At 69.9% G+C, this 13,636-nt stretch carries 16 protein-coding genes; 8 read left to right on the forward strand and 8 right to left on the reverse strand.

From position 1 onward, the window contains the following. On the reverse strand, nucleotides 1-659 hold a 659-nt coding region (locus H5J26_RS21295), incomplete at its 3' end, for an SGNH/GDSL hydrolase family protein (RefSeq protein WP_181767522.1). Next, nucleotides 646-1,215, reverse strand: coding sequence for a PadR family transcriptional regulator (locus H5J26_RS21300; protein ID WP_181767523.1), 570 nt, complete (start codon nucleotides 1,213-1,215; stop codon nucleotides 646-648). The genes H5J26_RS21295 and H5J26_RS21300, both read right to left, overlap by 14 nt. A gap of 43 nt (nucleotides 1,216-1,258) precedes the next feature. Between H5J26_RS21300 and H5J26_RS21305 the strand changes: the two genes are divergently transcribed. Continuing rightward, nucleotides 1,259-1,741, forward strand: coding sequence for a nuclear transport factor 2 family protein (locus H5J26_RS21305; RefSeq protein WP_181767524.1), 483 nt, complete (start codon nucleotides 1,259-1,261; stop codon nucleotides 1,739-1,741). A 16-nt stretch (nucleotides 1,742-1,757) separates the two neighbouring features. Here H5J26_RS21305 and H5J26_RS21310 read toward each other — a convergent pair whose 3' ends face one another. Together H5J26_RS21310 and H5J26_RS21315 are read right to left on the reverse strand one after the other, a co-directional pair. Further along, nucleotides 1,758-2,984 (reverse strand): RNA polymerase sigma factor, encoded by a 1,227-nt coding sequence (locus H5J26_RS21310; protein WP_309238012.1) that lies wholly within the window; start codon nucleotides 2,982-2,984, stop codon nucleotides 1,758-1,760. Beyond that, the gene (locus H5J26_RS21315; protein WP_181767526.1) at nucleotides 2,981-3,334 is read right to left on the reverse strand and encodes a YciI family protein; all 354 of its coding nucleotides are present in this window, start codon (nucleotides 3,332-3,334) and stop codon (nucleotides 2,981-2,983) included. The genes H5J26_RS21310 and H5J26_RS21315 overlap by 4 nt, the downstream gene beginning before the upstream one ends. Before the next feature lie 485 nt (nucleotides 3,335-3,819). Here H5J26_RS21315 and H5J26_RS21320 point away from each other — a divergent pair, with 485 nt between their 5' ends. Further along, on the forward strand, nucleotides 3,820-5,322 hold the full coding sequence (locus H5J26_RS21320) for a purine-cytosine permease family protein (RefSeq protein ID WP_309238013.1): 1,503 nt from the start codon (nucleotides 3,820-3,822) through the stop codon (nucleotides 5,320-5,322). Between the two features lie 151 nt (nucleotides 5,323-5,473). Here H5J26_RS21320 and H5J26_RS21325 read toward each other — a convergent pair whose 3' ends face one another. Next, complete coding sequence (locus tag H5J26_RS21325; protein WP_181767528.1) at nucleotides 5,474-6,316, reverse strand: putative protein N(5)-glutamine methyltransferase; 843 nt, start codon at nucleotides 6,314-6,316, stop codon at nucleotides 5,474-5,476. A gap of 168 nt (nucleotides 6,317-6,484) precedes the next feature. Further along, nucleotides 6,485-7,447, reverse strand: coding sequence for a ScbA/BarX family gamma-butyrolactone biosynthesis protein (locus H5J26_RS21330; RefSeq protein WP_181767529.1), 963 nt, complete (start codon nucleotides 7,445-7,447; stop codon nucleotides 6,485-6,487). Nucleotides 7,448-7,546: 99 nt separating this feature from the next. On the opposite strand from H5J26_RS21330, the gene H5J26_RS21335 reads away from it, so the two are divergent. The 6 genes from H5J26_RS21335 to H5J26_RS21360 all read left to right on the forward strand — a co-directional run bounded on the left by H5J26_RS21335 (nucleotide 7,547) and on the right by H5J26_RS21360 (nucleotide 12,554). Then, nucleotides 7,547-8,164 (forward strand): ScbR family autoregulator-binding transcription factor, encoded by a 618-nt coding sequence (locus H5J26_RS21335; protein ID WP_181767530.1) that lies wholly within the window; start codon nucleotides 7,547-7,549, stop codon nucleotides 8,162-8,164. Then, a complete protein-coding gene (locus H5J26_RS21340; protein WP_181767531.1) occupies nucleotides 8,161-9,090 on the forward strand; it encodes an NAD-dependent epimerase/dehydratase family protein in 930 nt (309 codons plus the stop codon). The genes H5J26_RS21335 and H5J26_RS21340 overlap by 4 nt, the downstream gene beginning before the upstream one ends. Nucleotides 9,091-9,248: 158 nt before the next feature. After that, nucleotides 9,249-9,908, forward strand: coding sequence for a TetR/AcrR family transcriptional regulator (locus tag H5J26_RS21345; RefSeq protein WP_181767532.1), 660 nt, complete (start codon nucleotides 9,249-9,251; stop codon nucleotides 9,906-9,908). Between the two features lie 428 nt (nucleotides 9,909-10,336). Then, the gene (locus tag H5J26_RS21350; RefSeq protein ID WP_181767533.1) at nucleotides 10,337-11,161 is read left to right on the forward strand and encodes a helix-turn-helix domain-containing protein; all 825 of its coding nucleotides are present in this window, start codon (nucleotides 10,337-10,339) and stop codon (nucleotides 11,159-11,161) included. Between the two features lie 314 nt (nucleotides 11,162-11,475). Then, nucleotides 11,476-11,946 carry a DoxX family protein gene (locus H5J26_RS21355; protein ID WP_181767534.1) on the forward strand — a complete coding sequence of 157 codons (471 nt, stop codon included), beginning with the start codon at nucleotides 11,476-11,478 and terminating at the stop codon, nucleotides 11,944-11,946. A 164-nt stretch (nucleotides 11,947-12,110) separates the two neighbouring features. After that, nucleotides 12,111-12,554: a DoxX family protein gene (locus tag H5J26_RS21360; protein ID WP_181767535.1), complete on the forward strand. Its 444-nt coding sequence runs from the start codon at nucleotides 12,111-12,113 to the stop codon at nucleotides 12,552-12,554. Between the two features lie 72 nt (nucleotides 12,555-12,626). Here the strand turns inward: H5J26_RS21360 and H5J26_RS21365 are convergent, their stop codons facing one another. Together H5J26_RS21365 and H5J26_RS21370 are read right to left on the reverse strand one after the other, a co-directional pair. Further along, on the reverse strand, nucleotides 12,627-12,983 hold the full coding sequence (locus H5J26_RS21365) for an arsenate reductase family protein (RefSeq protein ID WP_181767536.1): 357 nt from the start codon (nucleotides 12,981-12,983) through the stop codon (nucleotides 12,627-12,629). Between the two features lie 44 nt (nucleotides 12,984-13,027). Next, on the reverse strand, nucleotides 13,028-13,636 hold a 609-nt coding region (locus tag H5J26_RS21370; RefSeq protein WP_181767537.1), incomplete at its 5' end, for a GlxA family transcriptional regulator.

Here is a 13,636-nt window from a genome sequence, read left to right on the forward strand (position 1 = left end):
TGGACGAACTGATGGCCGTGCTCGCCTCGGTGCGCGAGGCCGGCCACCCAGGAGTCGTCGCTGCCGGGCAGTTCGAGCGCATGGGCGACGGCCGCCGCGATGCGCTCATGGCCGACGGGGCCGGCGTGAAGACGGTCAGGGCTCCACAGACGGGGATCGACGACGACCGGATGATGGCCGGTCTCGGCGACGATCACACCGTGACGCGTCGCGGCCTTCCGGATGCGGTCGTTGAGGACGGTCACGCGGGACCCGAGAGGACGCGCGAGAGGGATGATCCGCGCGACGTCCGGAAAGGTGAGCGTGACGACCTGGGAGCCCTGGGCGGTGAGCGCCGCGAACATCGCCTCCAGGTGTCCGGCGACCTCATCGGGATCGAACCGCGGCCGCAGCAGGTCGTTCATCCCGGCGAGCACGGTGGCCAGATCGGGCCTCAAGGCGAGGGCGGGTGCGAGCTGTTCGCTGCGCACCTGCTCGGCCAGACGTCCGCGCACGGCCAGATTGGCGTACTGCAGGCCTGAGTCGCACTGAGCGAGATGCACGGCGAGCCGGTCGGCCCAGCCTCGCAGGCCGGCCGCGTCGTCGCCGTCTCCGAGGCCTTCGGTCTGGCTGTCGCCCAGAGCGACGTAGCGCAGGTATCGCCGGTCAGTCCCCGACACGGGTCGCCTGCCTCTCCCGCAGGACCGCGGCGGAGCGTTCGCACCAGTCGCGGTTGCCCTGCTCGAAGGCGAGGCCGCGCAGGCAGGTCAGATAGGGGCCGATCCGCTCGCCGTGGCGGAGGAAGTGCTCCTCGGTGCTGTCGCCGCGCATGGTGTGCAGCAGGCGCTCGAAAAGCTCGATCTTGCCCTGCGCGAAGGTGGCGCGTTCGGCGAGCTGCGCGATCAGTTGGCCGGTGTCGACGTGGTCCGCCGCCTGGACCTTGACGAGCAGGTCGTCGCGGATGGAGGAGGGCTTGGCGGCGGTCGCCGTGAACTGCTCGAGCTCGGCCGATCCGGCGTCGGTGACCTGGAAGAGGCGCTTGTTGGGGCGGGTGTCCTGGACCACCTCGCGGCCTGTGATCAGTCCGTCCTTCTCCAGACGCGCGAGCTCCGCGTACAGCTGCTGCGGAAGCGCGTGCCAGAAGTTCGCCACCCCCACGTCGAAAGCCTTGGCCAGCTGGTATCCGCTCAGCTCCTCGCCGAGCAGGGCCGCCAGCACGGCGTGACGCAACGCCATCGGATCGCCTCCTGTCCGCCCTTGTTCCGTGGGCACTCCATCGATGATACTCAAGAAAGTGACTAATCATATTCGTGAGCATGAAGGAGACGTCGTGACCGCAGCAGACCGCTTCCGTGCCGCCGTCGACAAGGGCGATCTGGCCGCCCTGGACGAGTTGTTCACCGAGGACATCCGTCTCTACAGCCCTGTGAAGTTCACGCCCTTCGAGGGCAAGCCGATGGTGCTCGGCCTCTTCGGGGTGCTGCTGCGTACCTTCGAGGACTTCCACTACGTCGGGCACCACACAGGCACAGCCTCGACGAGCAGCGACGGCACCAAGTCCCCGTCGGCGGTCCTGGTCTTCCGGGCGGAGGTGAACGGCCGCCAGATCCACGGCATCGACCTGCTGCACTTCGACGACGCCGGCCGGATCAAGGAGTTCACGGTGATGGTCCGGCCGCAGTCCGCGGTCCAGGCGCTGGGGGAAGCCGTCCTCTCCGGTCTGGTCGCCGACGGGCTGATCCCCGCCCCCGCGGATCTGTGAGGGCTGCGATCCCGGGTCAGAGCGTGCGGCGGGTGCGTTCCAGGAAGTCGCGCTCGGTCCGGTTGCCTGCCCGGTCGATGGCCGCGTCGTAGGCCGCTGCGGCCTCGGCTCTGCGTCCGGAGCGACGGAGGAGGTCACCGCGGACGGCGTGGAAGAGGTGGTAGTCCTCCAGGCCGAGCCGGTCGACCAGTTCGAGTGCCGCTTGCGGACCGTCGACCTCCGCCACGGCCACCGCACGGTTGAGGGCCGCCACCGGACTCGGATCGATCGAGCAGAGCTGGTCGTACAGCTGCACTACCTGCCGCCAGTCGGTGCCGGCGGCGGACGGTGCGTCGCTGTGCACGGCGTTGACGGCTGCCTGGATCTGGTACGGGCCCGGCGTGCCGCGGCGCAGGCACCGGCGGACGAGCGCCTGGCCCTCGGCGATCAAGTGGCGGTCCCACAAGCTGCGGTCCTGGTCGGCCAGAAGCACCAGCTCGCCTTCCGGGGTGGTACGGGCGGGCCTGCGCGACTCGGTCAGCAGCATCAGCGCGAGCAGTCCGACGACCTCGCTCTCGTCGGGCATGAGGTCGGCCAGGAGCCGTCCGAGCCGGACCGCCTCGGCGCACAGGTCTTCGCGGACGAGCGCTTCACCGGAGGTCGCCGCGTAGCCCTCGTTGAAGATGAGGTAGACGACGGCAAGCACGGCTCTCAGCCGGTCCGGGAGGTCGGCGTCCCCCGGAATCCGGTAGGGGATCCCGGCGTCGCGGATCTTCCGCTTGGCTCTGACCAGCCGCTGGGCCATGGTCGGTTCGGGGACCAGGAAGGCGTGCGCGATCTCCGGGGTGGTGAGCCCGCCGAGGAGCCGGAGGGTGAGCGCGACCTGCGAGGCCGTGGCGAGCGCCGGATGGCAGCACGTGAAGATGAGGCGGAGCCGTTCGTCGCGCACTGGCCCCTCCTCGGGCGGTGCGTCGCGGGCGTGGAGCAGGGCCGCCTGCGCGTGCCGGTCCTCGCGGGAGGCTTCCCGGCGCAGGCGGTCGACGGCCCGGTTGCGGGCGGTGGTGATGATCCATCCGGCGGGGCTCGGCGGGAGCCCGGCCGTGGGCCACAGCCGTACCGCTTCGGTGAACGCGTCCTGAACGGCCTCTTCGGCGACGTCTATGTCGCCGAAGACCCGGACCAGGACGGCCACCGCTCGTCCGTGCTCCTCGCGGAAGACGCGGTCGACCGGAGCGGTGGACGGCTGTGGCGCCCCGGATGTCACGCGCAGCTTCCGTGCTCCATCGGCCAGACCTCGATGGGGAGGGTGATCGCGCGTGCCAGCTTGCGGCCCCATTCGAGCGCGGCGTCCAGATCGGCTGCCTGGATCACCGTGAACCCGCCGATGTGCTCCTTGCCCTCGATGTACGGGCCGTCGGTGGTGAGCATGTCGCCGCCCTCGGCCTTGAGCACGGTGGCGGTGCCGGGTGCGTGCAGGCCGGCGGAGAAGACCCAGGCGCCGGACTCCCTCATCTCGGTGTTCACGGCCTCGACCTCCCGCATGATCGGGTCCAGGACCTCGGGGCCGGGCGGTTCACCGTCGGGCTGGTAGATGCTGAGCAGGTACTGCTTCATGGTGCTTCTCCTCGACGAGCGACGTTGCGGGGCGGGTCGTTCCCTCCGCCCTCACTCTCCATACGAACGGGCTCGGGCCGAATCGACACCCGGCACGAGTGTGCACCGAAAAAACTCCGCGCGGTTGGTCGTCGTGCCGCTGACCTCGGCGGAAGGGGGGAATGGTGTTCGGTCGGATCGCCGTCCCTCCTGACGCCGGTGGGTTCGTGGTGGTCGCTTCGCCGGGTGGCGGGGGAGTGGCAGCCCCCTCGGGGCACGGGCGACCTGGAACGTCCCGTCGGAGTGACCGCTCGGTGAGCGCCGGGCAGACGGCAGCACTCGCCCCTGCCGTCCCAATCACCCTGCGCCCTCGCGTACTTGACGTCCTCGCGAGGGCCGAGCACCCTCCATGGGTCGGATGCGGCGAGACGGGGGGCGTTGTGCCTGGTACGCAAGCGGGTTCAGCGGAATCGGAAGCTGACGGCCGGCAGGCCGAAGGGAAGACCGTGCGGCCTGCGGGGCGGAAGATCGCCGTGGAGGCGAACGGCCTCAACGTGATCGGTGACGGCGAACGCAAGGGCCGCCCCGCGCAGCTGTTCTGGCCCTGGTTCGGGTCCAACGTCTCGGTGCTGGGCCTGAGTTACGGCTCGTTCGCCCTGGGCTTCGGCATCAACTTCTGGCAGGCCCTGGCCGCGGGAGTGGCCGGCATCGTCTTCTCCTTCCTGCTCTGCGGTTTCATCGCCGTGGCGGGCAAACGCGGTTCCGCGCCGACCATGGTGCTCAGCCGCGCGGCCTTCGGCGTTCGGGGCAACAAGCTGCCCTCGGCGGTCTCCTGGATGCTGACGGTCGGCTGGGAGACGGTGCTCGTCATCTTGGCGACGCTGGCGACGGCCACCGTCTTCGACCGCCTGGGCTGGGGCGGCGGCACCTCGACGAAACTCGCCGCCCTCGTCGTCGTCTCGGTGCTCACGGTGCTGGCAGGGGTGATCGGCTTCGACCTGATCATGCGGATGCAGACGGCAATCACGGTGGTGACGGCCGTCCTGACCGTCGTCTACATCGCTCTGGTCGCCGACGAGATCCGCTGGGGGACGGCAGGGTCCCTGCCCGCCGGATCGGCGCAGGAGGTCATCGGGGCGCTGGTCTTCCTCATGACCGGGTTCGGTCTGGGCTGGGTCAACGCCGCCGCCGACTACGCGCGCTACCTTCCCCGCCGCACCTCCGGTGCGGCCGTGGCCGGTTGGACGACCTTCGGCGCTTCGGCCGCGCCCGTCGTGCTGCTCGTCTTCGGGCTCCTTCTGGCCGGTTCCTCGCAGGAGTTGAGCGAGGCCGTCGCAGCCGACCCCGTCGGCGCCCTCACGACACTGCTGCCGACGTGGTTCCTCATCCCCTTCGCGCTGGTCGCCGTGCTGGGTCTGGTCGGCGGTGCCGTGCTGGACATCTACTCCTCCGGACTGGCACTGCTGGCCCTCGGAGTGCGCGTCCCCCGCTACGTCGCGGCCGCCGTCGACGGTGTGCTCATGATCGCGGGCACCGTCTACCTGGTCTTCTTCTCCGAGGACTTCCTCGGCTCTTTCATGGGGTTCCTCACCACGCTCGGCGTCCCGGTCGCCGCCTGGTGCGGCATCATGCTGGCCGACATCGCGCTGAGGTCCCGCCCGTACGACGACGCCGCTCTCTTCTCACGTTCCGGCCGATACGGCGACGTACGAGGGCTGCCGGTGGCCGTGCTTCTCGCGTCCACCGCCGCAGGCTGGGGACTGGTCACGAACACCGCCGCCGACTGGCTGTCCTGGCAGGGCTATCTGCTGGGCCCACTGGGGCTCGGCGGGACCTCGGGTGCCTGGGCGTCCGCCAACCTCGGCGTACTCGTCGCGCTGGCACTGGCGTTCGTGGCGGCGCTGGTCACTCAGAGGGGGAGCGTCAGGAGGCAGGAGGCCGAGCAGCATTCGGCGGACGCTCCCGGCGACGGCGTGCCCGTCGCTTCCGAGAGCCCAACTGGGGGCTAGGGGGTGTCCGCGAAGTCCCGGCTGGGGTGCGGGGTCTGGCACGCACGCTCCCGGCGTTGTCGGTCGTCGGCGCAGCCCGCTGCGCTCTCCTCCTCCGCCTTGCGATCGCACGCACCAGACCCCGCGCCCCCCGCCTTGCAGGCGGACGACGCTACTTCGCGGACACCCCCTGGAACCCGCCCGTTGAGCTGCCGGGCGGTTTCCCGCGCGGTCTGGTTCCGATGACGACGGTGGCGCAGAGTTCTTCGCTCACCGCCACCCGTGACGTGAGGCCGCTTCCGGCTACGGTCCCGACTGCCGCACCGACTTGGCGTTCGCTCGTCTCCACCAACAGACAGCCACCCGGCACGAGCCACCGCGGTGCCTCGGCGGCCACCCGTCGCAGAACGTCGAGCCCGTCGGAGCCGCCGTCCAGCGCGATCAGGGGTTCATGGATGCGGGCCTCCGGCGGAAGCAACCCGACTTCCTCCGCCGGTACGTAGGGCACGTTCGCCAGCAGCACGTCGACGCGGCCGCGCAGCCCGGCCGGAAGCGGCTCGTACAGATCACCTTCGTACACGTGACCGCCCACAGCGGCGACGTTGCGGCGGGCACATCGCACCGCGGCCGGTTCGACATCGGCCGAGTGCAGTTCGACGCGGCCCGCGCGCGCGGCCAACGCGGCGCCCAGCGCACCCGATCCGCAGCACAGGTCGAGGACGACGGCCCCCTCACCGCAGACGGCCGCGGCCTGGTCGACGAGGAACTCGCTCCGGCGACGGGGCACGAAGACCCCGTCGCCGACGTCCATCCGCATGCCGCAGAACTCCGCCCAGCCCAGCACGTGTTCGAGTGGGTGACCTGCCGTACGCCGTTCCACCATCGCGGCGAGCGCGTCGGCGGAGGACGCGGCGGACATGAGCAGCCGGGTCTCTTCCTCGGCGAACACACAGCCCGCGGCGCGGAGTCTGGTGGCGAGGGCGGAGGAGGAGAGCGACGAAGGGAAAGCCGACATGGAACCTTCTCGGGGTGCCGACGGGGGCTCCCCGGCTGCCTACGTCAAGGGAAACGTACGGCAGCGGGAGGGGAACGCCCCTGCTGGTGCAGCGGTTATCGGTCCCACCTCCTCGGTTCGTGGTGCGTACGAAGACGTCAGACTATACGGACCGGGCCGCCCCGGCGCTCACACGTCGAGGCCCGCCGCCGAAGCGAACCCGACGACCGCGGTGAACGCCCGCAGGCCGTGCTGAGTGACCTGCACCGCGACGACGTCGTCACCGCCCGACGCGGCATCCGCCGGCGGGGGCGAGACCTCGACCCAGCTGGGCGCGTCCAGGTCGACGTAGCGCTCGAACTCGGCGTCCAGGCGCACCAGATGGGGCTGCCGTCCGGACGTGGCCAGGTAACCGGCCTGGCGGGCCGCCTCCATCAGCAGCATTCCCGGAAGGTGGTCGACGGGGTGGTCGAAGAGCCATGGACTGGAGGTGAGGACACGCAACTGCCTGCGGCCCGATTCGTCCGCCCGCGCGAGAACCACCTCCCGCTCGCTCTCCCGGCCCACGAGCGGCGGAGAAACGGGAGGGGGCGGTTCAAGAGCGGCCGCCATGGCCAGGGAAGGGAGGGAGGTTCCCCGCCCGCGCAGACGTGCGTAGACCTCGGGGCTGTGAGCGCTGAAGACCGTCGAGGCCCTGCCCACGAGACGGCCCTCGCAGCTGATCGTCATCCGCAGGGACAGCCTGCGCAGCCGGCCGCTGCTCGCGGGCGGGTGCGAGGCGGACAGCCGAAGCAGCACCTCGGCGGGCCGGTCCGACACAGGTAAGACGGGCGCGGCGAAGGCGCAGTGATGGTGATCCCATATCAACTGGTGGTCCCGCGGCACCCCGTACGCGGCGTGCGAGAGCAACGGCAGCGCCTGGCGCGTCGTCTCCACCATCAGCATCGGGTCCTGCACGCCGTCAGCGCCCGTACGCCAGAACCCGTGGTCCCTCGGCCACTGGGCTCCCACCTCGAACTCGCCCTCTCCGCACTGCTTCCAGCCGGTCAGCAGCACCTCAGAATGCGCGGCCTTATGTACGAACTCACGGGGTACGGGTGACGAGTACGCTGTGGTTTCCGGCAGATGGGGCACGGCGGGGGTCGAAGTCATGGGCGGTTCTCCGGGTGGAATGGTGTCCGAAGTGACTTGTGCCGGAAACGATAGAACCTTAGGTTGCGAGGTCGGATGACGGCGGCGAGAACGAGGCCGATGCAGCAAAGAGCTGTGGAGACACGCCAGTTGATCCTGGAAGCGGCGGCGGAGGTCTTCGACGAAGAGGGCTTCAAGGCGGCCAGGATCACGGAGATCATGCAGCGGTCGGGGACCACGCAGGGCGCGCTGTACTTCCACTTCTCCTCCAAGATGGACCTGGCCCGCACCGTGATGCTCGCCCAGCGCGATTCGGTCGTCCTGCCGCCCGGGCCGGACGGGCTCCAGCGCCTCATCGACACGACCCTCTTCCTCGCGCGGGAGCTCCAGACGAACAAACTCCTGCGTGCCGGCGTGCGCCTCGCCGTGGAGCAGGAGGAGATCGGCTTCCACGACGACGCCCCGTACCGCGACTGGGCCGAGGTCTTCCGCGGGCAGCTCGCGGCGGCGGCATCACGCGGTGAACTGCGCAACGGTGTGGACGTGGACCGTCTGTCGCTGCTCCTCGTGGGCTGCTACACCGGCGTGCAGCACTTCTCCAAGGTCTCCACCCGGCGGGCCGACCTGCCGGAGCGCATCGGGGACCTGTGGCAGTACATGCTTCTCGGCATCGCCCCTCCCCAGGTCGTGGCGGAGATGGTCGTCAACCCGCAGATGTATCTGCGGGTCGCCGGATGACCCTCAGGGTTGTACTCACCGGGGCGACGGGCTTCATCGGCACAGCCGTCCTGAACCGCCTCACGGGCGAGGACGCAGCCGTACGGGCCCTCACCCGCCGGGAGTTGAGGCTCCCGCCCGACGTGGAGCAGGTCCGTGCCGATCTCACCCGGCCGGAATCCCTCACCGGTGCCTGTTCCGGAGCGGACGTGCTCGTCCACGCGGCCCCCTTCGTCGGCTCGGACGAGCAACAGTGCGTGCAGGTCAACGACTTGGGCACGGCGGCGTTGATGGAGGAGGCCGCGCGCGCGGGCGTCGGCCGCATCGTGCAGGTCTCCACCACCGCCGTCTACGGACGGGGCCCCCACAGGGGTGAGGCCGTCGGCGATCTGGAACCGGCCCCGGGATCCGCCACCAGCAGGACCCGGCTCGCGGGGGAGAAGCACGCGTTGAAGCGCGGTGCCCTGGTCCTTCGCGCCGGGCTCGTCACGGGAGCGGGGGACCGCTGGGTCGTACCGGCCCTGGCGGAACTCACCCGGCGCGTACCGGGCTACTGGCTCGGAGGCGAGGCGCGGCTCTCGATGATCGCGGTCGAGGACCTCGCCCGGATCGTCACGCACGCGGCCCTCCGCCTCCCCGCTCCCGCTCACGGTGTCCACCACGCCGTGCACCCCGAGCCCGTGCGCAATCGCGACCTGCTCGACTCGCTGGCGTCCCTCGCTCTTCTGCCGCCGGTCGAGGGGGAGTTGACGTGGGAGCAGTGCCTCACACTGATGCGGGAGCACTCCGGCCGCATCGGCGAGACGCAGCTGGAACTCCTCGCGTACGACCATTTCTACAGCGGAGCGTCCCTCTGGAAGGCGTGCGAACTGGCCCCCGGACCAGGCCCGTTGGCCAGGCTCGATGAAGCGGCCGACTGGTACCGAGGGCATCTGACGCGCTCCTGACCGGTAGGGAGACCGGCACCTTTCCCAGCTCTGTCGGCCCTTCTGGCGCAAAAAAACAGAACACTTTGTATGTTTGTGGTGGCGGCAGCGCTCCCGCAGCTGTTGCTCCTGACGGTCCGTCTCCCCTCGGACCGGTTCGTACGAAGGGAACAAGCCGCATGAGGCAAGAGCGCGCAGAACTCACCCGTCACGCGCTGACGATGGCGGCAGCGAGATCATTCGACCGCTCCGGTTATCAACGCACAACCCTTTTCGAGGTCAGCCGTGGCGCCGCGATGAGCAAGGGCGCCCTCTCCTTCCACTTCGGCAGCAAGGAGGAACTGGCCGACACGGTGCGGAGAGAGGCATGCATCCGCACGTACCAGGCGGCACAGGTCCTGCGCGACAAGGACCAGCCCCCGCTGCAGACGCTCATCGACCTCACGCACCTGGTGGCCCATCAGCTCGCCCACGATCATCTGTCCAGGGCGGCGGTGAAACTCGCCCGCGAGTTGGAGACCCCGCCGGATCCGGAGATCAACCCGCTCGTCTGCTGGCGTCAGATCTTCACCGATGTGGCGCGGGAGGCCGAGAAGGACGGCATGCTCCGCGGCGAAGCCACTGCCGAGGCCGTGGCCGAACTGGCATTCTGCCTCGCGTCCGGCGCCTACTCGGAACAGACCGACCAGACCTCGGACGTCCATCAACGCCTGGCGGGGCACTGGCAGTTGCTGCTGAACGGGCTCGTGCCCGTCGAGGAGCATCTGTGGATCGCGGGCACAGAGGCCGACTGGCTGCACGTCACGAGCCGCGAACCGGCGCTGGGGGCGGCCCGCTGAGTCACCGGTTCTCCCGCTGAACCCCAGCCGGCGACCGCCCGCGACATCGCCCCTCACACGCGGGACGTGAGGGAGGGCGGATCGAGAGGTGACACGTGGTGCGGGCCTTGCACCGCCGACGCACGGTCCAGTTGAGGACGATCGAGGGCATGAGTGGCCTTGACGGCGTGCTCAAAGGCCCCCGACGGAGGCCGGGGGCCTGTGGCTTTACGCGCAGGCGCACCGCTGACTCCCCGTCACGCAGCTGAACCGGACGGGTTCGCGCCGTACATCACGTCTCGCGCCACGCTGTCCCCCGACGGCAGCGTGGTGCACGACGGATCATGTCCTGTGGAGCCGTCCCCTTTCCAGGCGCGACTTTTTAGGTGTAAGAACAGGGTGCGCAATAAATTCCACTCCGATCCGTTGCGGATGGAGGAGAGCCACGCATGCCTCGGCATCAGGACGCGCTGCCGCGCCGGCGTCAGCGTGACCTCCAGAACTTCCTGCGGGAAGCACGTGCGCGCGTCGACCCCGTCGAGCACGGTCTGCAGCGCCCGACCGACCGCCGGGGCCGGCAGGTCCCAGGGCTGACCCAGCCGCAGATGGACGCGCTCCTGCACAGCCGCACCGGCACGTACGGCAACTTCGAACGCGGAGCCAAGACCAATCCCTCGACGGACTACCTCGACCGGCTGGCACGGTATTTGAGGCTCGGACCCCAGGAGTGGGAGTCGCTGTGGCGCCACACCTACGGTCACAATCCGCCCTACGCGCTGGACCCCGGGGCGGGTCTCGCCGTCGCCCCGATATGGCGCCGCATCGTGCACGAGATGTCCACGATGGCCTACATCAGCAACATGTCCTGGACGCTTCTGGAGTACAACTCGGCGTTCGCGGCCATGTTCCCCGGCGACCGGCCTCCGGCGAACATCATGCGATGGATGCTGCTGGACGAGTCGGCCCGCACCGAGGTGCTGGAGGACTGGGAGAACTCCTGGGCGCCGATGGTCGTCCCGCAGCTCGTGGCGGCGCGGCACGCCTACCCCTCGGACCCCACGCTCCAGCAGCTGGAGCAGGACGTCCTGGACGATCCCGTCGCCGGCCCAATACGGCGTGACGGCGCGGCCGCCTACACCCACCCCGACGGCAACGACCGCCCGTTGAACCACGCCACGCTCGGCCGCGGCCGGGTCAGGCTCGGAGCGGCGGAGCCGATGAGCAGCCCCGGCGCACGCTTCATGGTGGTGGAGTTCGCTCCCGAGAACACGTGAGAACTCTGGGGCGCCATGCGCGAGTCCGGCGGCGTCCGCTCCGGCACCCCGATTCGCCTGACTGCTCGCCCGACCAGGGCCGACGGGCGGAGCCGAGGCTCCGCAAGGTCTGTTGACATGATGCGCAACTGTCTGCGGTGCCTCCTGTGCACGTGATACGCATCATGGAAGCCCCGGCTGTGATCGTCGGGGCGTCACCACCCTCGCTTCCGCTGTGGCGAGGGAGTTCCGCTGCGGGTGAGCCGGTGGTAGAAGGTCAACTGCCGGGTTTGTCCGAGTAAGTGCTTGCGCACCGTCTGCAGAAGGAGACCGTCATGGCGCACGCGAGCGGCACGCCGCCGACCTCTCATCCCCGCGCCTCAGGTGGGCGGGCAAGGCCACGGAAGGGTCCGTTGTGGATCGCGCTCGAAGTGGTCCTGTGGGCGCTCCAGCTGTATCTCGCTTACTTCATGGTGACAACCGGCGCCATACCGGCACTTACTGCCGATCCAGGCGCCAAGGAGACATTCCAGGACATCGGCTTCGGCCTGTGGTTCATGTACCTGACCGGCACGTTGGAGCTGCTCGGCGCCATAGCCCTGCTCACCCCGTGGACCGCCGGCCTCGCCGCCCTGGGGCTGATGGGCGTGATGGCGGGCGCCGTCACCACCCACCTCACCCTCTACGACGGCCGTGGTGTCGAAACGCCGGCGATGATCCTCATCCCCCTCGCGCTCGTTGCGCTGGGCCGCCGCAGCAACGTGACGTCGCTGCTCAACCGGCTGCGAGGTGGCGGCCGGCGCTGAGTCCGGCACCCGCGCCGTCCCGTCCCCGATCGTCGGGGGCGGGGCGGCGTCGCCGATCCGCGGAATCCGCAGGAACACCTCGCAGTTCCCGCGATGAGAAACGTCCGGCTGCAGGGTCTTCAAATCGGTGGGTACGTCCCGTACCGCCCTGAGAGGAGACCGTCATGAACCAGTCAGCCGGCACACCGTCCGATTCCCCCGCAGCAGTTCCGGTCGTCCGGGCTGCGCGCAGCAAGGACATCGCCTTGCGCGTGCTGCAGGTGATACTCGCGCTGTTCTTCGTGATCGCCAGCGCCGTTCCCAAGCTGATCGCGCACTCCTCGGCCGCGGACTCCTTCGAGGAGATCGGCTTCGGGACGTGGTTCATGTACGCCATCGGCATCCTCGAACTCTGCGGCGGCGTCGCCCTCGTCATCCCCCTGCTCTCTGGCCTCTCGGCCGTGGCTCTCATCGCTTTGATGGTCGGCGCCTTCATCACTCAACTGACCGTCTTCGACGGCGAGTACGCCGTGACGCCGCTGCTGCTCATCATCCCGCTCGCGATCATCGCCTGGGGCCGCAGGGGGACCTTGCCGCAGCTCGCGGCCCGCCTTCGGGGCGGAAGCTGAGCGCGTGCCCTCCCGCCCCTGACCCTCGGCCGGTCCGTTGACGCCCGGCCTGCCGGGCCGCGCCGGGGGCCGTCAACGGATGGCGGACTTCACCGACTCCGGGGAACGGCCCACCACGGCCGTGCCGTCGTCCGCGGTGATGATCGGACGTTGGATCAGGACCGGGTGGGCCGCCAGGGCCTTGATCCAGCGACCGCGGCTGTCCGCGTCACGGGGCCAGGAGGCGATGCCCAGCTCGGTGGCGGCCTCCTCGCCGGTCCTGGTGATGTCCCACGGCTCCAGGTCGAGCCGCCGCAGCACGTCCTCCAGCTCCGAGGCGGTCGGCGGCTCCTCCAGGTAGTGCCGGACCGTGTACTGCACGCCCTCCTCGTCCAGCAGCGACACCGCTGAACTGCACTTGGAACAGGCGGGGTTGATCCAGATCTCCATGCTCGGGGCCTCTCTCAGATATAGGTGTCTCTCAGGTGTACGGGTCAGATCCCGTCCTCGGCCGGACGCTCGCCGCGGAAGGTACGCCGGTGGGCCGTCGGCCCCACACCGCGGCGCGCGGCGAAGTGGTGGCGCAGGATGTCCGCGCTGCCGAACCCGGAGCGCGCCGCCACGGCTTCGACGGGCAGGAGTGTGCTCTCGAGCAGTTCCTCGGCCCGTTGGAGCCGCTGATCCAGGAGCCAGCGGTGCGGCGTCGTACCGGTCGCGGCCTTGAACCGCCGGGCGAAGGTCCGCGGCGACATGGACGCGCGCACGGCCAGGTCCTCGACCGTCAGCGGCTGGTCGAGGTGGGCCTGCATCCAGTCGACCAGGGCCGTGAGCCCGTACTCGGAGCGTGTCACCGGCATCGGCATCTCGACGAACTGCGCCTGCCCGCCTGAGCGATGGGCCGGTACGACCATGCGCCGGGCAAGGGCGTTCGCGGTGGCCGCTCCGTGCTCCTGACGGACGAGGTGGAGACAGGCGTCGATGCCGGCGGCGGCTCCCGCACTGGTGAGGACGGGGCCGTCCTCCACGTAGAGCACGTCGCGGTCGACGCGGACCCGCGGATGGAGACGGGCGAGCCGGTCGGCGAACTGCCAGTGCGTGGCGGC

The sequence above is a fragment of the Streptomyces albidus (ex Kaewkla and Franco 2022) genome (genome assembly GCF_013870515.1).
In the GTDB taxonomy this organism is placed as follows: Bacteria; Actinomycetota; Actinomycetes; order Streptomycetales; family Streptomycetaceae; genus Streptomyces; species Streptomyces albidus.